The 18,846-nt window shown below is 58.0% G+C and carries 17 protein-coding genes and 1 pseudogene; 6 read left to right on the top strand and 12 right to left on the bottom strand.

Annotated features, from left to right (window positions below; genetic code table 11):
* The first annotated feature begins 1 nt into the window (after position 1).
* From alr to H4N61_RS04740, 5 genes are all read left to right on the top strand, one after another.
* Positions 2–1,159 carry an alanine racemase gene (alr, locus tag H4N61_RS04760; RefSeq protein ID WP_169196693.1) on the top strand — a complete coding sequence of 386 codons (1,158 nt, stop codon included), beginning with the start codon at positions 2–4 and terminating at the stop codon, positions 1,157–1,159.
* Positions 1,160–1,366: 207 nt separating this feature from the next.
* Positions 1,367–2,773 carry a DNA repair protein RadA gene (gene radA / locus H4N61_RS04755; protein WP_169196692.1) on the top strand — a complete coding sequence of 469 codons (1,407 nt, stop codon included), beginning with the start codon at positions 1,367–1,369 and terminating at the stop codon, positions 2,771–2,773.
* A 116-nt stretch (positions 2,774–2,889) separates the two neighbouring features.
* On the top strand, positions 2,890–3,528 hold the full coding sequence (locus H4N61_RS04750) for a CvpA family protein (RefSeq protein WP_169196691.1): 639 nt from the start codon (positions 2,890–2,892) through the stop codon (positions 3,526–3,528).
* Positions 3,529–3,679: 151 nt separating this feature from the next.
* Positions 3,680–5,170, top strand: a complete 1,491-nt coding sequence (purF, locus tag H4N61_RS04745; protein WP_182395178.1) for an amidophosphoribosyltransferase — start codon at positions 3,680–3,682, stop codon at positions 5,168–5,170.
* Positions 5,170–5,904: an SDR family NAD(P)-dependent oxidoreductase gene (locus tag H4N61_RS04740; RefSeq protein WP_182395176.1), complete on the top strand. Its 735-nt coding sequence runs from the start codon at positions 5,170–5,172 to the stop codon at positions 5,902–5,904. Before purF ends, H4N61_RS04740 begins: the two co-directional genes overlap by 1 nt.
* A gap of 74 nt (positions 5,905–5,978) precedes the next feature.
* Here H4N61_RS04740 and H4N61_RS04735 read toward each other — a convergent pair whose 3' ends face one another.
* The 12 genes and pseudogenes from H4N61_RS04735 to guaB form a co-directional block, all read right to left on the bottom strand.
* Positions 5,979–7,265 (bottom strand): hemolysin family protein, encoded by a 1,287-nt coding sequence (locus tag H4N61_RS04735; RefSeq protein WP_169196688.1) that lies wholly within the window; start codon positions 7,263–7,265, stop codon positions 5,979–5,981.
* Positions 7,266–7,425: 160 nt separating this feature from the next.
* Positions 7,426–8,880, bottom strand: a complete 1,455-nt coding sequence (gene der / locus H4N61_RS04730; RefSeq protein WP_169196687.1) for a ribosome biogenesis GTPase Der — start codon at positions 8,878–8,880, stop codon at positions 7,426–7,428.
* A 24-nt stretch (positions 8,881–8,904) separates the two neighbouring features.
* Positions 8,905–9,639 (bottom strand): tetratricopeptide repeat protein, encoded by a 735-nt coding sequence (locus tag H4N61_RS04725; RefSeq protein ID WP_169196686.1) that lies wholly within the window; start codon positions 9,637–9,639, stop codon positions 8,905–8,907.
* Between the two features lie 92 nt (positions 9,640–9,731).
* Complete coding sequence (locus tag H4N61_RS18490) at positions 9,732–10,907, bottom strand: diguanylate cyclase (protein ID WP_349236475.1); 1,176 nt, start codon at positions 10,905–10,907, stop codon at positions 9,732–9,734.
* Between the two features lie 182 nt (positions 10,908–11,089).
* Positions 11,090–11,458, bottom strand: a pseudogene (locus H4N61_RS18485) (PAS domain-containing protein); the annotation flags it as partial.
* A gap of 265 nt (positions 11,459–11,723) precedes the next feature.
* Complete coding sequence (guaA, locus tag H4N61_RS04715; RefSeq protein WP_169196684.1) at positions 11,724–13,292, bottom strand: glutamine-hydrolyzing GMP synthase; 1,569 nt, start codon at positions 13,290–13,292, stop codon at positions 11,724–11,726.
* A gap of 102 nt (positions 13,293–13,394) precedes the next feature.
* Positions 13,395–13,880, bottom strand: a complete 486-nt coding sequence (locus H4N61_RS04710; RefSeq protein WP_182395173.1) for a TspO/MBR family protein — start codon at positions 13,878–13,880, stop codon at positions 13,395–13,397.
* Positions 13,881–13,948: 68 nt separating this feature from the next.
* Positions 13,949–15,238 carry an RsmB/NOP family class I SAM-dependent RNA methyltransferase gene (locus H4N61_RS04705; RefSeq protein ID WP_169196682.1) on the bottom strand — a complete coding sequence of 430 codons (1,290 nt, stop codon included), beginning with the start codon at positions 15,236–15,238 and terminating at the stop codon, positions 13,949–13,951.
* Positions 15,239–15,248: 10 nt separating this feature from the next.
* Positions 15,249–15,674: an MAPEG family protein gene (locus H4N61_RS04700; protein WP_182395171.1), complete on the bottom strand. Its 426-nt coding sequence runs from the start codon at positions 15,672–15,674 to the stop codon at positions 15,249–15,251.
* A gap of 74 nt (positions 15,675–15,748) precedes the next feature.
* Positions 15,749–15,874: a hypothetical protein gene (locus H4N61_RS18445; protein WP_282567620.1), complete on the bottom strand. Its 126-nt coding sequence runs from the start codon at positions 15,872–15,874 to the stop codon at positions 15,749–15,751.
* The gene (locus tag H4N61_RS04695; protein WP_182395169.1) at positions 15,871–16,110 is read right to left on the bottom strand and encodes a hypothetical protein; all 240 of its coding nucleotides are present in this window, start codon (positions 16,108–16,110) and stop codon (positions 15,871–15,873) included. Before H4N61_RS04695 ends, H4N61_RS18445 begins: the two co-directional genes overlap by 4 nt.
* 121 nt (positions 16,111–16,231) lie before the next feature.
* Positions 16,232–17,734 carry an IMP dehydrogenase gene (gene guaB, locus H4N61_RS04690; RefSeq protein WP_182395167.1) on the bottom strand — a complete coding sequence of 501 codons (1,503 nt, stop codon included), beginning with the start codon at positions 17,732–17,734 and terminating at the stop codon, positions 16,232–16,234.
* Positions 17,735–18,024: 290 nt separating this feature from the next.
* On the opposite strand from guaB, the gene H4N61_RS04685 reads away from it, so the two are divergent.
* Positions 18,025–18,771, top strand: coding sequence for a GGDEF domain-containing protein (locus tag H4N61_RS04685; RefSeq protein ID WP_169196678.1), 747 nt, complete (start codon positions 18,025–18,027; stop codon positions 18,769–18,771).
* The last annotated feature ends 75 nt before the right edge of the window (positions 18,772–18,846 follow it).

Raw genomic sequence — 18,846 nt, 5'->3', positions numbered from 1 at the left:
TATGACTCTGACCTCCGGCCTTGGCGGCCAACTGAGCATTGATTTGGGCGCTCTTGCCCGTAATTGGCGCGCGCTCGACAAGGTGAGCGCGGGTGCATTGACGGCTGCCGTCGTCAAAGCCGATGCCTATGGCACCGGGACGGAAGCTGCGAGCAAGGCGCTTTACGCCTCTGGCGCGCGCTTCTTCTTCGTGGCCACGCCCGATGAGGGATTGGCAGTTCGCGCCGCCGTTCCAGAAGCGCATATCTTCGTGCTGTACGGGCTCTATCCGGGGGCGGCGAACCTTTACATTCGCCAGAACCTCATGCCCGTCCTTGGCTCTATGCCAATGCTCGAGGAATGGCTCGCCAAGTGCGTCGAACGCAATGAGGCCTATCCAGCCGCCTTCCATTTCGACACCGGCATCAACCGATTGGGCTTCCGCCTCAGTGAAGCCAGTGCCGTGCGCGAAAAGATCGAAAAGCTCGGCTTTGCCCCGCAGATGATCATGAGCCATTTGGCTTGTGCCGATCAACCGAACCACGAGAAGAACCGCACCCAGCTGGCGCTCTTTGGCTCGGTTATGCAGCAATTCCCCGGCATCCCTGCTTCGCTGGCCAATTCGGCCGGGCTGATGAGCGGCCGCGACTACCATTTCCAAATGGTTCGCCCCGGCATCTCTCTTTACGGCGGCCGAGCCGTTGCTGGTCGCAAGAACCCAATGGCCAATGTCGTGACGCTCCATGTTCCGATTCTGTCGGTCATTGAAGGTCGCACGGGTGAAACCGTAGGCTACGGCGCGTCCTATACGCTCAATCGCCCGTCGCGCCTCGCCGTCATCGGTCACGGCTATGCCGATGGTCTGTTCCGCTCCCTCTCAGGCACCAATCAGCGTCCGGGCGGCAAGGTGTTCGTGCGCGGTCGCCTCTGCCCGATCGTGGGCAAAATCTCGATGGACCTGACCATCGTCGACATCACCGAGCTTGGCTCCGATCTCCCCACGCCGGGCGAAGGCGTTGAAGTGCTCGGCGCCAATGTTCCAATCGACGATCAGGCCGACGCAGCGGGCACCATCGGCTATGAAATCCTCACCGCCCTAAAAGGGCGCTATAATCGCATCTACATTGGTGATGGCGCGCTGCCACCAAGCCAGCCGTCTCAGCCCCACCCACAGGGCTGATTACAAAGTTCCGCCTTTGTTCTTGTTTTTTGAAACCACTTGCTGTTAGGCTCCGGCCCAATAGCAGGTGGTTTTGCCGTTTTGGCGCTCCCTTCTTTGTTGGCACTGAGGCCCCAAAAGGCCAATGGCGTGCCCGTCGAGAAGCCAGAGAATGCCAGCCAGAAGCCACCTATCTGCCCAGCCGCGCCCCAGAGGAAAGTACCCACCTTGGCTAAACTGAAATCTTCGTTCTTGTGTCAGGCATGTGGCGCGGTTTCGAGCCGTTGGCAGGGGCGGTGCGACGCGTGTGGTGAGTGGAACACCATTGTCGAAGAAGTTGTCGATTCTGGCGTCGGTGCGGGCCCCAAATCCGCCAAGGCCGGTGGCCGCGCCACAACGCTGGTGTCTCTCGCCGGTGAAACCGAAGGCGCAGCCCGTGTGGTGAGCGGCATTGCCGAACTCGATCGGGTGACCGGCGGCGGCTTTGTCAAAGGCTCGGCCCTCCTCGTTGGCGGCGATCCAGGGATCGGGAAATCGACCCTGCTCCTCCAGTCCGCTGCCGCCCTCGCCCGCCAGGGGAAACGCGTTATCTACGTTTCGGGTGAAGAAGCGGTCGCGCAAGTTCGCTTGCGTGCTCAAAGACTTGGCCTTGCGGACACAGGTGTACTGCTGGCGGCGGAAACCAATGTCGAAATCATCCTCGCCACTCTCGAAGAGGGCCCGCCAGCCGATCTCGTGATCATCGATTCGATCCAGACCCTATGGACCGACCGGGTTGATTCCGCTCCCGGCACCGTCACGCAGGTCCGCACCTCGGCGCAAGCTCTGACCCGCGTCGCCAAGAAAACTGGCGCTGCTGTCGTTCTGGTTGGCCACGTCACCAAGGATGGCTCCATTGCCGGGCCCCGCGTGGTCGAGCACATGGTTGACGCCGTTCTCTATTTTGAAGGCGACGCCAGCCACACCTTCCGCATTTTGCGTGGCGTGAAAAACCGTTACGGCGCAACTGACGAAATCGGCGTCTTCACCATGACCCAGGGCGGTCTCGAGCAAGTCGCTAATCCATCAGCACTTTTCCTTGATCAGCGCGATAAAAACTCCGCCGGTTCAGCTGTCTTTGCTGGCATGGAGGGCACCCGCCCCCTGCTCATCGAAATCCAAGCGCTCGTCGCGCCCTCCCCCCTCGGCACCCCACGCCGCGCTGTCGTTGGCTGGGATTCGCAACGTCTTTCCATGGTGTTAGCGGTTCTCGAAACCCGCTGCGGCGTCCGTATCGGCGCCAATGACATCTATCTCAACGTCGCGGGTGGCCTCAAAATCAACGAGCCTGCTGCTGACCTCGCCGTCGCCGCAGCGCTTATTTCTTCCCTCACCAATTCCCCCCTTCCGCAAGACGCTGCCTATTTTGGCGAGATCTCTTTGGCGGGCGGCGTCCGCCCGGTTTCCCATGCTGGACTACGCCTGAGAGAGGCAGAAAAGCTGGGGTTTGGCTCCGTTGCGACAGGCAAATTGGGCAAGGCCGATAAGAGCAAAAACCTCATGGTCACTGAATATGCGCAATTGGCCGACATGGTGAGCGCCATTGCAGCCAAGGGGCAGCGTGCCATTCCCGAGCCAGAGGCGGAGGGATGGTAAACAAACGGTTTTCGTGGACTTTTGCATGCTGGCTTTTACACAGCCTTGGCAGGCCCTACTAACTCCGTTAAAGCTGCCTCAATTGACTGTCGGCTCGGACAAGTAGGCGAGAACATATGCTAACTGCATTTGACGTTGGTGTTGGTGTACTGGTGCTCATTTCCGCTATTTTAGCGACCGCACGAGGCCTTACACGCGAGGTTCTCTCGCTGGCGACATGGGCTGGCTCTGCCGCTATCGCTGTCTATATGTGGCAGTACCACCCCGAAATCGCGCGCGGCTACATTGCTGAGCCGGTTGTCGCGGACATTGCCACAGTTGTCCTGAGCTTCATCATCTCGTTGATTGTGCTCCACCTTTTGACCATGCGCATTGCTGACTTTGTCATCGATAGCCGCATTGGGCCGATCGACCGTACGCTTGGCTTCGTCTTTGGCGTGTTGCGCGGCATTCTGATTTCGATTGTCATCACCATCTTCGGTGTGTGGCTCTTGGGAACAAACCTGCCGGAATGGGCCGACAAGGCTCAGACTCGCCCACATCTGCAAAACATGGGCACCACCCTGATTTCCATGCTGCCAGATGGGCTTGAAGCTCAGGTCACCGACATTCTGCGTGGCGGCGGCGGCAATCTGACCGACGATACGGAAGCGCCTGTGGCTCTTCCACCCGAAGCTGTCGGCAATGGCACTGTCGCGCCTGCGCCAGCCGCTTCGCCGTCAATCACCACATTGCCAGCGACACCGCAGAACTAAGAATCATTCGCCTCAACCGCTTAGGCGGGCGAACGAAACTGTCATTTTGCTAGCCATAGCAAAATGGGCTATTGGCGGGGCTCAACAGCTGGCGTAAACGAGCCCCATTCCTGTTATGGAATAGCTCGGTCCAACTGCAAGGAGACCCAAGGTGACCCATCTCGCAGATGACGCTTTCGACCTTGATGGAGACACCCTGCATGAAGAGTGCGGGGTGTTTGGCATTTTAGGACACCCTGAAGCTGCCACCCTGACGGCGCTCGGCTTGCATGCTCTCCAGCACCGCGGCCAAGAAGCGGCCGGTATCGTTTCCTTCGACGGCGAGCGTTTCCATCAGGAAAAACGCATGGGCCTCGTGGGTGATCACTATACCGACCCAGCCGTTCTCGCCGGTCTCCCCGGCCCCATGGCCATCGGCCACACCCGCTATTCCACCACTGGCGAAGTTGCCCTGCGCAATGTTCAGCCACTCTTTGCAGAACTTGATGCCGGTGGCATTGCCGTTGCCCACAATGGCAATTTCACCAATGGCTTGACCCTGCGTCGCCAGATCATCGCGACCGGCGCAATCTGCCAGTCGACCTCCGACACTGAAGTCGTTCTCCACCTCATCGCCCGCTCCCGCCAGACCTCCTCGACCGACCGCTTCATCGATGCCGTTCGCCAGATGGAAGGCGGCTACGCCATGTTGGCGCTGACCCGCACCAAGCTGATGGCCGCGCGTGACCCGGTCGGCATTCGCCCGCTGGTCATGGGCGATCTCGACGGCAAACCAATCTTTGCCTCTGAGACTTGCGCCCTCGACATCATCGGCGCGACCTATGTCCGCGACGTGGAAAATGGCGAAGTGATTATCTGCGAACTGCAGCCCGATGGCACTGTGACCATCGATGCCCGCAAGCCGCGCGATACCCAGCCGGAACGCCCGTGCCTCTTTGAATATGTCTATTTTGCGCGCCCGGACTCGATGGTCTCGGGCCGTAGTGTTTATACAGCCCGCAAAAACATGGGCGCGAACTTGGCCAAGGAAGCGCCCGTCGTCGCCGACGTTGTCGTGCCCGTCCCAGATGGCGGCACGCCAGCTGCGATTGGCTATGCCCAGCAGAGCGGCATTCCGTTCGAACTTGGCATTATCCGCAACCACTACGTGGGCCGCACTTTCATCGAGCCGACCCAGCAAATCCGTGCGTTCGGCGTCAAGCTCAAGCATTCGGCCAACCGCGCAGTCATTGCTGGCAAGCGCGTCGTGCTGGTGGACGATTCTATCGTGCGCGGCACCACCTCGGTCAAAATCGTACAGATGATCCGCGATGCGGGAGCCACTGAGGTTCACCTCCGCGTGGCGAGCCCGATGATTTATCACTCGGATTACTACGGCATCGCCACTCCGGACCCGGAAACACTGATCGCCAATCAGTACGAAACACTGCAGCAGATGTGTGAATTCATCGGCGCGGATTCGCTGGAGTTCATCTCCATCGATGGCCTTTACGAGGCTGTTGGTTGCGAAAAGCGGAACCCAGAAGCTCCACAGTTCACCGACCACTATTTCACAGGCGATTACCCAACGGCTTTGACGGACATGAATGGTACGTCTAAGCACGACCCACACAAAGCTTCGCTTCTGAAGGTGGCTGGTTAATGTCTGAGAATACTGAACTTGCTGGCAAGGTCATTGTCGTCACCGGGGCCTCACGCGGCATTGGCTACGCCACTGCCCTCGAGGCTGCTCGACGCGGCGCACATGTTATTGCCATCGCCCGCACGGTAGGCGGCCTTGAAGAGCTAGACGACGCCATTCAGGCGATTGGCGGCTCAACGACCCTCGTTCCGCTCGACCTGCGCGATGGCGACGCCATTGATCGCATTGGCGCGGCCATATACGAGCGCTGGGGCAAGCTGGACGGTCTCGTTGCCAATGCGGGCCTTCTAGGCGTGTTGAGCCCGGTAGCGCATTTAAAGCCAGACGAGTTCGACAAGGTCTTCTCGGTCAACGTCACCGCCAATTATCGCCTGCTGCGCTCGCTGGACGTCCTTTTGCGCCAGGCCGACGCTGGTCGTGCGGTTTTCGTCTCTTCCTCGTCAGCGCGCTCCGCAAAGCCCTTCTGGGGCCTTTATGCAGCCAGCAAGGCGGCGCTTGAGGCACTGGTGAAGTCGTATTCGGGTGAAATCAGCACCACCAATGTGCGCGCCAATGTTTTCTATCCGGGTGCGGTCCGCACAGCGATGCGCGCCAAGGCTATGCCGGGCGAAGATCCAAACACCCTGCCCCAGCCGTCTGACATTGCTCCGGCAATTGTCGACCTGCTAAGCGCCTCGGTCACGGAAAACGGTAAGGTTTTCAATATCGAAACCAAGGCATTCGAAGCGATCTAATCGCAGCCGACACTCAAATCAAAAGGGCCCGCGCCATTCCGGTACGGGCCCTTTTCTTATTCTGTTTGGTCGGCTCAAGCCGCAGGGGCGACCGCTGTCACCAGCACCTTATCGATGCGGTGACCATCAAGGTCAATCACCTCAAACCGCCAACCGTCCCGCTCAAAACTCTCACCCAGCTTTGGCAGGTGATTGAGAATGGAGAGGATGTAACCGGCGAGGGTTTCATAGCGCGCATCCTTGGGGATGTTGAGCTTGAAGCGCTCCGACAGGTCATCGACAGGCATCCAACCGGCAACCAGCCACGAGCCGTCATCGCGCTGAGCGATAGCGGGTTCGTCGCCCGGCTCTTCGTTGTAAACGCCTGTAATGACTTCGAGAATATCGCCATAGGTGACGATACCTTCAAAGTGACCATATTCGTCGACAACGAGCGCCATTTGGGCTGAAGAGTTGCGAATGGCTTCGACGACGTCGAAGGCATCAGCGTGTTCCATCACCACCGGCATAGAGCGCACGAGCTTGCGCAAATCGGGCTGCTGTCCGGTCGCCATTGCAGGCAGAAGGTCTGAGAGCGAGATCACACCCATGATCGAATCTTCGTCGCCATCTGCAACGAGGACCTTGGTGTGGTTCGTCGACAGAATCGTCTGCAGGCTGACCTCGTAAGGATCGCGAATATCGATCGTCACCACGTCAGGGCGCGGGGTCATGATGCCGCGAGCAGAACGGTCCGCGAGGCGCATAACGCCCGAAATCATCGAATGCTCTTCGGTTTCGAGAACACCGGCAGTAGTCGCTTCAGCGATGATTGTGCGGACTTCTTCTTCCGTCACAACTTCTTCGCTCTGACCACTCTGACCGAGCAGGCGCAGCACCAGCTTGCCCGAAATATCGAGGAGCCAAACGATCGGCGTACCGACCTTAGCCAAGATATACATGGGCTGGGCGACGCGCGACGCAACCAGTTCGGGATTACGCAGCGCCACTTGCTTGGGCACCAGCTCACCCAAAATCAGCGACCCGTAGGTGATCAGGACGACAACAACACCAACACCAGCGACATCGGCGATGTTGGTCGGAACGCCAACGGAGTAAAGCCAGACGGTTAAGCGCGCACCGAGTGTTGCACCGGAGAAGGCACCCGAAAGGATGCCGACCAGCGTAATACCGATCTGGACGGATGAAAGGAACTTCCCAGGCTCTTCCGCGAGACGCATAGCGGTAGCTGCGCCTTTATTGCCTTGGTCAGCCATGACCTTGAGGCGGGCGGGACGGGAAGAAACGACGGCCAGTTCTGACATGGCCAAGGCGCCGTTCACGAGAATCAGAACGACGACGATGAGGATCTCTGTAAGCAACAAAGTGCAAAATTGGCAGGCCGTGACCAATGACGGGCTGTTACGACCGCGCCAGTATAGGGATCACGGTCCAGATGTGAATAGGGGACGAGGGAGTAAGTTTGCCTTACAATCCCTCGTCCCCCTCTTTACTTTTGGAGCTAGCTCCGAACCGAAACGCTTAGTCTTTTGGCGCGTAGGGGTTTTTGCCGCCGCGTAGCCAAATACGGATAGGCGATCCCTTAATACCGAAGGCTTCACGAAGGCCGTTCACAAGATAGCGTTGATAGCTCATCGGGACGACTTCGGGACGCGAAGCGAAAATGATGTACGAAGGCGGACGTGTCTTGGCCTGCGTCATGTAACGCATCTTGAGACGACGACCAGCAACTGCCGGAGGTGGATGGCTCTCGATCATGCCCGAAAGCCAACGGTTGAGGCGCGAGGTCGAAACGTGAGCATTCCAGGAACGCTCCACCTCGAAAATCGCTTCCATCAGACGGTCGATATTCTTGCCGGTAAGGCCAGAAAGCGTCACGAGCGGAATACCGCGCACCTGCGGCAGCAGACGTTCGCATTCCTCACGCAGCTCAGTGAGCGTCTTGTTCTTGTCTTCGATCAGGTCCCACTTGTTGAGCGCGATGACCATGGCGCGGCCTTCACGTTCCACAAGATCGGCCAGAGCCAAATCCTGCTTTTCAAACGGGATCGTCGCGTCGAGCATAAGCACAACGACTTCCGCGTATTGCAGCGAGCGCAGGCTGTCGCCTACTGCCAACTTTTCCAGCTTTTCCTGAACGCGCGAACGACGACGAATACCAGCGGTATCGACGAGGTTGATCGTGCGGCCTTCCCATTCCCATGGAACGAGAATGCTGTCGCGGGTGATACCAGCTTCTGGGCCGACCAGAACGCGTTCTTCACCAACCATGCGGTTAACGAGGGTCGACTTGCCCGCATTCGGGCGGCCAACGATGGCGACGTTCAAATAGCGCTTCGGGTTCCAACGCAGTGTTGCGTCATCGCCTTCGCCTTCGAGCATGTCGGGAGTGATATCAACATCAACTTCAGGCAGGAAGTCGAGATCGGACTGTTCACCAGCCGCAGCATCAGCTTCTTCCTGCGCCTTCTTTTCAGCAGCCTTATCAATAGCAGCCGAAACGATGGAGTAGAGTTCAGAAAGACCAAGACCATGTTCTGCCGAAAGCGCGATCGGCTCGCCAAAGCCGAGCTTGAACGCTTCCACGAGGCCATGCTCGGAAGCCTTGGCTTCGGCCTTATTGCCCACGAGGTGGACATGCTTGCCCGCCTTACGCAGAACCTGCGCAAAGCGTTCGTCGAGCGGCACAACGCCAGCGCGCGCGTCGATCATGAACAGGATGACGTCGGCTTCATTGATTGCCAGCTCAGTCTGCTGGCGCATGCGATCTTCTAGGCTGCCGTCACGAACGTCTTCATAGCCTGCCGTGTCAAGAACACGGAAGGTAAGATCGGCAATATGACCTTCAGCTTCACGGCGGTCACGCGTGACGCCGGGGGTGTCGTCAACCAGCGCGATCTTACGACCAACGAGCCGGTTGAATAGGGTCGACTTGCCTACGTTTGGGCGGCCGACAATGGCAACGGTAACCGTCATGGCGGCGTCCCTTCAAGGGGTATGTTATTCAGCTGCCGGGGCTTCTTCAGCCGCAGGCGCTTCGTCAGCGGCTGGAGCCTCATCGGCGGCAGGCGCGTCAGCAGTGACAACGCCTTCCGAGAGCATTTGTGCAAGATAGAACGACATGCGGCTGCGCGTAGACTGAGCAGCGAGCGGATCATTCAGAACCGCTTCGAAGCTGGCCTGAGCCGCTTCGCCTTCGCCAGCCTTATACTGAGCCAGGCCCAGCAGTTCGCGCGCCACACGGCGCAGTGGATTGTCGTCAGTTGCCAGCGTTGCAATGCGCGCTTCAACGTCAGCCAGAGTGCCCGTGTCGACGAGCAATTGAGCGGCCGACAAGAGAGCCAGCTCACGCAGGCGCGGGTTGGACTGGGTGTTGGCGACACCATCATAGGCGGCAACGGCGGCTGTCGAGTCGCCCTGTTCGCCCAGAAGTGCTGCAGCGCGGAACTGCGCCAAAACAGCGTAGCCGCCGCCCTTAGCCGAGATGGCTTCGAGCTGAGCGCGAGCCGCTTCAAGATCACCATTTTCGGCCGCATCATAGGCCAAATAGAGTTCTTCTGATGCCGCTGCCGACTGTGATTTCGTATACCAGCTCCAGCCTTCGTTGACCGCTACCAGAGCGACGATCGCGACGGCACCGCCAATGACAAAAGGAGCATACCGCTTCCACATGGACCGAATACGGTCTGTGCGCAGTTCTTCATCGATTTCGCGGAAGATATTGTCCTGAGACATTGGCAACCTGAATTGGTTCGAAATTTCCCGGCAGCTTTAGCATGAGGTCCCCGGATTGCAAACATCCATAGGCTGCGTCTCGTTGGACTATTCTAGGCTTCCCCCGCAGTGTTGATCACATATCTATCGCGCCCCTGCTGTTTGGCTTGATAAAGCGCCTCATCGGCTCGCGCGATCAAGTGTTCGACAGATCCTTCGACATTCGCGCCAACGGCGCATCCTGCGCTAACTGTTAGCCGCCCCGTGTGCGAGGAGAGGTGATTAACGTCCAACTCGCGCACGACTTCGTTGATGCGGTTGAGTATGGTCACAGGCCTGATAACGCCGGGTAGAGCCATCAAGAACTCCTCGCCGCCGTAACGGGCGACAAGGTCGGTGCTCCGGGTGAGCGAGAGCAACGCTTCGGCGACCCGCTTGAGCACAGCGTCTCCCGCCAGGTGCCCATAGTGATCGTTGAATTCTTTGAAGTGGTCGACATCGACCATAACAATCGCCAACGGAATTCCAGTCGATTTGGCGTCCGCCCAAAGCTTACCAAGCCGATCATCAAGTTCGCGCCGATTGGCAACGCCCGTTAGCGCATCTTGAGAACTCAGCAGCGCCAGAGATTCGCGCTCTATCAGCAAACGCTGATTTTGCTCCTGAAGGGCCTGTTCCCGCAGGACGCTCTCAGTGACGTCAACCATGAACCCGGTCGCCCGCACCGCCTGCCCGTCTTGCGTTTGTATCGCCGCTGCCGAGCGCACCCAGCGCACCTCACCGTCAGGGTGCACCACGCGGAAGACGATCCGGTAGTCTTCACCTGTGGCGAGCAGTTCTTCGGAAGTGTGGCGCACCTCCGTTGCGATCTGCACATCCTCAGGATGGATCATCGGTCCGAATTCGGCCACCGACGAGATCGGCTGCGAAGGGTCGCGACCAACGATGCGATACCAATTATCATCGCAAACCATTTTGTCGGCGCGAATGTCGTAGTCCCAAATTCCTAGGCCGCCAACATTGGCTGCCATGCTCAGGCGCTCTTCACTCTGCCTGAGAGATTGATTTGCCATGTGCTGTGCGGTGACCTCACGCGAGACCACCAGGATCGCAGTGGTTTGCCCATTGGCATCCAAAACCGGCGTCAAACTATTGTCCCAGTGCTGCGGCGCCTGCCCGGGAATGACGCTTCGACCCGCGAAACGACCAATGTTGCTATTGCGCGCAGCTTCAATGGCCGCTCGACCGGCCTCGCGGACATCGTCGGGCAAAAGATCCAACCAAGGCACTCCAAAGGATGAGCCTTCTGGCACCCCAGCGCGCGACAACCAGACTTGTTCATGTGCAAGACCATGCCATCGGGCGTGATGAGCTTGATGCAATCTACGGAGATGTCGAGCATCTGTGTCTGCATCGAAGCCTTGGTCTCGAGCAAAGCCTCACGGCGGCGAATGGCATCGATGTCCGTGGCCACGCAGAGCAAGGTGTCGGCGGTCAGTGGGCTCAATGTGACCACATGCCAGCGGGATGATCCAGACCGGGTGAGCAGGCGCAATTCAATCGAGGTGCGGGCATTGGCAGCTGCCTCAGAAAAGCACGAAAGCGCCACATAGCGATCCCCCGGCTCGACAAGGTTCAGCCAGGAATTTCCAATGCTTGTGGTTTCAGCCTGAGTGTTGACGTCCTGCCATTGAGCGTTGATCGCCAAGACTAGACCCTGTCGGTTCAACACAGCAGCCGGCGAAGGTAAGGCAGAGACGATAGTAGACGCCAAATCACCGACCGGTAAGCGGGACTGCGTGTCGCTCTTGTTGGGTGGAGGCCCAGCCTGCAATGACACAATGGAGAGATGGTTCGTCACTTCGCTTAACCCCCTATCGGCGCCCGCCAATCGAAGACCTATCCCAAAGACTGCTGCAAATCTGAAATCACAGACTCTGCTGCAGTAAATGAACCCTTCAACCGGCACTGACGCCAACCGACACTTTTTGCCTTATTGGCACCATAATAACGCGTCGACCGGAGGCGGAGTTGCAAACCAACGGCAACAAACAAAAAGTGCCGGTAGATTGCTCTACCGGCACTTTCAAATCAGGTGCGGGAGATCATTCCCACTCAATGGTGCCGGGTGGCTTGGACGTCACGTCGTAGACGACGCGATTGATGCCACGGACTTCATTGATGATGCGGGTCGCGGTCTTACCGAGGAAGTTCATGTCGAACTGATAGAAATCAGCCGTCATGCCATCGACCGAGGTCACGGCGCGCAGAGCGCAGACGAATTCATAGGTACGACCATCGCCCATCACGCCAACGGTCTGAACCGGCAGCAGAACGGCAAATGCCTGCCAAATCTTGTCGTACTGACCAGACTTGCGGATTTCGTCGAGATAGATCGCATCTGCCTTGCGCAGAATGTCGAGCTTTTCGCGTGTGATGCCGCCCGGGCAACGGATCGCAAGGCCTGGACCCGGGAATGGGTGACGGCCAATGAAGCTATCCGGAATACCGAGATCGCGACCAAGCTGACGGACTTCGTCCTTGAACAGCTCGCGCAGCGGCTCGACCAGCTTCATGTTCATGCGTTCTGGCAGGCCGCCCACATTGTGGTGCGACTTGATGGTGACCGAAGGACCACCGGTGAACGACACGGATTCGATGACGTCTGGATAAAGCGTGCCCTGAGCGAGGAACTCTGCGCCGCCAAGCTTTTTAGCTTCTTCTTCGAAGGTTTCGATGAAGAGACGGCCAATGATCTTGCGCTTGGTTTCAGGATCGACCTGACCTTCAAGTTCGCCAATGAACTTGTCGGAAACGTCGACGTGAACCAGCGGAATGTTGAACTGATCGCGGAACATGGTCACGACCTGTTCGCTTTCGTTCATACGCATCAGACCGTGGTCAACGTAGATGCAGGTGAGCTGATCGCCAATGGCTTCGTGGATCAGAACAGCGGCAACGGAGGAATCAACGCCGCCGGAGAGACCGCAGATAACGCGACCGGAACCGACCTGTTCGCGGATCTTGTCGATCATCTTCTGGCGGTAAGCCTGCATGGTCCAGTTGGACTGGAGGCCGCAAATCTTATGGACGAAGTTCTGGAACAGCTTGGCGCCATCTGGCGTGTGAACCACTTCAGGGTGGAACTGAACGCCCCAGATTTTCTTCTCTTCGTTCGCAATCATCGCGAACGGCGCATTTGGCGACGTCCCAACGACTTCGAAACCTTCTGGCAGGGAAACGACGCGGTCGCCGTGGCTCATCCAAACTTGGTGAGCGGCACCGTCATCCCAGACGCCTTCGTAAAGAGCACTAGGCTTGGAGACGACAACTTCGGCGCGACCAAATTCACGGTGGTGACCGGCTTCGACCTTGCCACCGAGCGCCATGCAGAGGGCCTGCTGACCGTAGCAAATGCCGAAGATCGGCAGACCAGAGGTCAAGATGACTTCTGGAATGTGGGGAGCGTTCTCATCGAGCGTCGACGCTGGGGAGCCCGAAAGGATCACGCCTTTGGGGTTCATCGCCGCAAAAGCGGCGTCAGCGGACTGGAACGGATGGATTTCGCAGTAAACACCAGTCTCGCGGATACGACGCGCGATCAGCTGGGTGACCTGCGAGCCATAGTCGACAATGAGGATGGTGTCGGTGGGGGCGGTGTCTGGGTGCTGCATGGCCGGGCTTTACAGCCAGTTTCGGGATTCCGCAAGACCAGTGATGCGCAGACTTGCGTTGCAAAATCGAGGGAGCGGATCACTCCCTCAGTTTCGCAAGGCTTAGCTGTTCATCGCGGCGATTGTGCCGCAGAGGACCGTCGCAAAACTCACCCACGCCAGATAGGGCACAAACAGCCACGCCGCGAGCGTATCGCGATGGCGCACAGTCAAAATGAAGGCGACGATTGTTACCCAGAGCACCACAATAATGCCGAAGGCGAGCCAAGGCATTTCCGCCCCGAACCACACGGGCGACCACAGAAAGTTCAGCACCATCTGGGCATACCACAGCATCATGGCTTTGGATTTGGGATTGTCCATGACCACGCGCCAACCAGCGATAGCGATCATGACATAAAGTATGGTCCAGACCGGGGCAAAAACTGCGCCGGGCGGGTTCCACGAGGGCTTAGCCAAGCTCTCGAACCAAGGACCGGGAGGGGTTTGGGTGCCGATAAAGCTACCGATCCCCACGACAGCGACGATGAAGACAGCGAGGACAATCCAGGATTGTGGCGTGCGGTAGTCAGTTGTCGCGGCGGACATTAGCGTTCTCCAGGCCCATTTGGGAGGAGAACGCCGAGTTTGCCGTAAAGTTCAATGCGGAGGGCGGTTTATGCCTTTTTGCGCAGCAGGTGGATGTAGAAACCGTCGGTGTTGGTGCGTGCTGGCGTTAGCATCAAGCCACCGGCTGGGGTCTCCAAACCTTCAGGCAAGTCCGAGATCAAAGCCTTGCGCCAAGCTGTTGCCATCGGGACGGTTTCGACATTGGCGTGGCTCTTAACGAAATCAACGACTTGATCATCGTTCTCCTCGGGGAGAACGGAGCAGGTAATATAAACCAACGTTCCGCCCACCTTCAGGAAGGTCAGAGCTTGTTCCAAGAGGGCAGCCTGTTCAGACTGACGCAAAGCGATCAGCTCTGGAGTGAGCTTCCACTTGGTGTCTGGGCGACGGCGCCAAGTACCCGTACCGGTGCAGGGCGCATCAACAACGACGCGGTCGATCTTGCCGATCAACTCGTCGAGCGCGCCAGGGTTCGGAGCGCGAACCTGTGCGTTGCGCACGCCATTGCGCTTGAGGCGGTCATAGATCGGCGCCAGACGCGAGCGGTCGCTGTCATAGGCGAAGATCTGCCCGGTGTTGCCCATGGTCGCGGCCAGCGCAAGGGTCTTGCCCCCTGCCCCAGCGCAAAGATCGAGAACCTGTTCGCCTTCCTTGGCGCCAGCCAAAGCCGAAACGATCTGGCTGCCCTGATCTTGAACTTCAAACCAACCCTTAAGGTAGCCTTCGTCGGTGGTGACATTGGGCGTCCGCGCATCGCGTGGACCGGCCGGCATGGTCAGACCGAATGGCGCAATCGCAGTTTCTTCAGGGGTAAAACGCGCCAGCGATTTTGCGACCTTTTGCGATGTCGCCTTCAGCGCGTTGGCACGAATATCGAGCGACGGACGGCCAGTCATGGCATGACCTTCGGCAATAAAATCATCGCCAAAAGCGCGCTTGAGTGACGGTACGAGCCATTCGGGCAAATCGGCCTGGACGTGTTCCGGCGCGCTCGAAAGATCGGCGGTCGCGCCAGCGATTTCTTCAGCGCTCAGCGCTTCTGGCGCATGGCTATCCGCAGCAAACAGCTCGTTGAGCGCCTCCGGGCTTTCGCCCCAGCCTCGCAGGATAACGCCCAACACAAGGGCGCGCGGGGTGTCTGCGCCCATGGCAGCCGCGAGTGAGGACCGCGAACGCAATGCGTCGTAGACGATATTGCCGATAGCGGCGCGGTCACCTGCGCCAGCGAAACGGTTGTTGATACCCCAAGCCTTGAGCGCTTCTGAAACCGGGCGCTTGCGCTGCTCCACATCGGACAGAACTACAATGGCGGCGGCGATACGGCCGGGAAGACGCATGGACAAATACTCAAGCTAAGAGAATGCGAATGAGGAGCCATAGCCAGAACAGGGCGAGCACGACAAGGCCGGTGCAATAGACCACGAACCGCTTTGGCAGATTATTGGTAGTGACGTGTATGCCAGCGTGGATATAGCGAGACGCCACGAAAAGCCAGCCCAGCGCCGCTTCAATCCACCCGACCGCGCCAATCTGTAGCGACAGCACAACGGCCACATAGAACAGCACGGGGAGCTGGAATTGATTGTCAAAGGAGTTTGAAAGCAAACGCGCTTTCAGCGGATAAGCGGTTCGATCGACCGCAACATCCGCCATGCGGATTTCACCGCGTGCTATGCGCGGCACCCGCTCCCGCCCCATCAAAACCAAAATGACGAGCGCGAGGATCACTTGAGCGACAACGGAAAATAGCAGAATTTTCGCAGTTAGCTGCATTTGGCAAAGCTCTGGAAGAGAGTCGGAATGCGGGGCTAACGCGCCGAAAGATAGGATGTTTCGGCTGACAGTGTTTATTCAGCCGGATGGTGGCGCTTGCGATGGCGCCTGTCGGCCCAAAATTCCATCAGACGGACCGCCACGATTACAAAGCCGATCGCGAAAGGTGCCCAAAGCCAGAGAAAGAGAGTTTCATTCATTCTGCCAACTCCAATTTTTCTAGACGCCGCTGCGCCTCAAAGAGACAGATGACACCCAAGAGTAGACCAAATGCACTCACTCCGGCAAGGTTCAGCCAATCCACCTCTGGCCTTAATGAGCCGATCCCAATCCCGATATAGGGCGCAACGACTGAAGATAATATCGTGCCAACACCGATCCCATTAAGTGCATTCGCGGCAAGCTTGATCTGTTCGTGTTTTACATCAGACTGCATAGGCTCCCTCCAAAACTGTGATTTTAAGCACCAAAGCCCCCAGCGATAACCGGCAAATCTCCCAAAGCAAAAAGGCCCCTCCCGTGCGGGAGAGGCCCTCAATTTGAACCGGCTACAAACCTTAGCGGCCGGAGCGGTAGTTCGGCGCTTCGCGGGTGATGGTCACGTCGTGGACGTGGCTTTCGCTCAGTGCAGCGCCAGAAATCTTGACGAACACAGAGTTCTCGCGGAAGTCCTTGAGATTGTGCGCGCCGGTATAGCCCATGGATGCACGCAGACCGCCAGCGAGCTGGTGGAGAACCGCGCCAGCCGGGCCCTTATACGGAACCTGACCTTCAATGCCTTCAGGAACGAGCTTCATCTGATCGCGCACGTCCTGCTGGAAGTAACGGTCAGCCGAACCAGCACCCATTGCTCCGACCGAGCCCATGCCGCGGTAAGACTTATACGAACGTCCCTGGTAGAGGAACACTTCGCCCGGAGCTTCGTCAGTCCCTGCGAGCAGCGAGCCAACCATGACGCAGGCCGCACCGCCAGCAAGTGCCTTGGCCATGTCGCCCGAGAACTTGATGCCGCCGTCTGCGATGACAGGAATGCCGGCCTTTGCGCCTTCTTCCGCACAGCTCATAACGGCCGCAAGCTGCGGAACGCCAACACCGGCGACGATACGGGTAGTGCAGATCGAGCCCGGACCAATGCCGACCTTAACGGCGTCAGCGCCAGCATCGATGAGGGCCTTGGTGGCTTCCGCAGTCGCAACATTGCCCGCTACAATGCGGACATTATTGTTTTCGCGCTTGATGCGCTCGACAGCTTCGGCAACGCGCACCGAGTGACCGTGGGCGGTGTCGATGACCAGCAGGTCAACACCAGCGTCGATCAGGGCTTGCGAGCGTTCGTAACCATTGTCACCGACGGTCGAGGCCGCAGCCACGCGCAAGCGCCCCTGCTCGTCCTTTACGGCGTTCGGGTGGAGCTGAGCCTTCTCCATGTCCTTAACCGTGATCAGACCGATGCAGCGGTAGTCTTCATCGACGACCAGCAGCTTCTCGATGCGGTGACGATGCAGCAGAACCTGCGCTTCTTCCTTCGAAACGCCTTCACGGACCGTGATCAGGTTCTGATGAGTCATCAGTTCCGAGATCGGCTGTGCTGGGCTCTTTGCGAAACGCACGTCGCGGTTAGTGAGGATACCAACCAGCTTGCCAGTCAAACGACCGCCCTTACCGCCGTTTTCGACAACAGGAATACCCGAGATACGGCTCTTCTGCATGAGCGAGAGCGCATCCGCCAAGGTCGCATCGGGACCAATGGTGATCGGGTTTACGACCATGCCGCTTTCAAACGACTTGACCATGCGAACCTGTTCCGCCTGCTCAGTAGCGGTCAGGTTCTTATGGATAACACCCATGCCACCGGCCTGCGCCATAGCAATCGCCATGTTCGCTTCGGTAACGGTATCCATGGCCGAGGAAAGGATCGGGAGCTTGAGCGCGATATCCTTGGTCACGTAGGTCGAAATGTCGGTTTCGGTCGGCAGAATGTCAGAGCGCGCAGGCTGAAGGAGCACGTCGTCAAACGTGAGCGCGGCATCGCCAGTGATAGTGGTAATAATCTTTGCCAAGGCCAGAACCTTCCTGCCTACTGTCAGTACAGAGATGTTGGAATGTGAACCGGCGCGGAGACCGTCGCGGGTTCAGGTTGGCGATGGTGCATACCACCGGAGTGGCGACTTGCCTAGTGCCTGAGTGCGTCTGATTGGTAAGGGGACACAATCAGGAGCTCATCGACACATTTGATGTAATAGCGCGACAAACTTAAATCACTTAGTAAATAGCTATTGGCACTATGCATAGTCTTCCGGTGGGGAACTAGTATGCAGCCCAACATGGGTTTCGGTTTCAGGAGATCAGCTTGAGAATTCGCGCTATCTCCCGAATTACCAATGCTTTTCGATCGGCCGCAGCGCGCTTAGGATTCCTGCGCACAATCGCGATGTTGAGCATCATCGTTTTTGCGCTTCACCAAGTTTCACAGGCCCAACGCTGGTCTGACCATATTCCTGACGCTTTCCCCTTCGCCGACCATGCACTGGTCCTGATGGCCATTATTGTAGCGTGCACAATCATTGTCTTTCTACTTTTCGAGATTTCTCGAGTGGCACGGGAAGTCACTATCGTCGAACAATCGGACGCGATTACTGAAGTATTCACCCGCGAACATGGTGCAGCGATCATTCGCAGCGAGTTCAATCGCGCGCTACACAACAAGAATTTTCTCGCTGTCATGATCTTGGACATCGACAGCTTCAAGAAGATCAACCTTCAATATGGGTATGCGGCGGGCGATAAAGTCCTCGCCATGCTGGTTGAGCGATGCCAAAGCCTATTGAGACGTCAAGACGTCATTGGCCGCATGGGCGACGCCGAATTCTACGTCATCCTGCCCAGAACAGAGATATTGGCAGCGCACATCATGGCCGAGCGATTGCGTGCAGCCGTGGCCAGCGACGCGTTTATGCTTGGTGGGGTCCCCGTCGCCATTACCATCAGCGTAGGCGTTGCAGAGCTTGAGGCAGAGGACACGCCTGAGACACTTATTCGTCGCGCCGACGCGAAATTGTCGGTCGCTAAAAGCGAAGGTAAGAATAGAGTTCGATAGAACGAACGATTTAAGATGGATCGGGCTGGCCGCAGGAGGTCAAACCCACCATAATTGCTTCCGCTTCTGCCTACC

Source organism: Devosia sp. MC521 (assembly GCF_014127105.1).
In the GTDB taxonomy this organism is placed as follows: domain Bacteria; phylum Pseudomonadota; class Alphaproteobacteria; order Rhizobiales; family Devosiaceae; genus Devosia.
The sequence above is the reverse complement of the archived record's forward strand: the minus strand, read 5'-3'. Positions and strand labels throughout refer to the sequence as shown.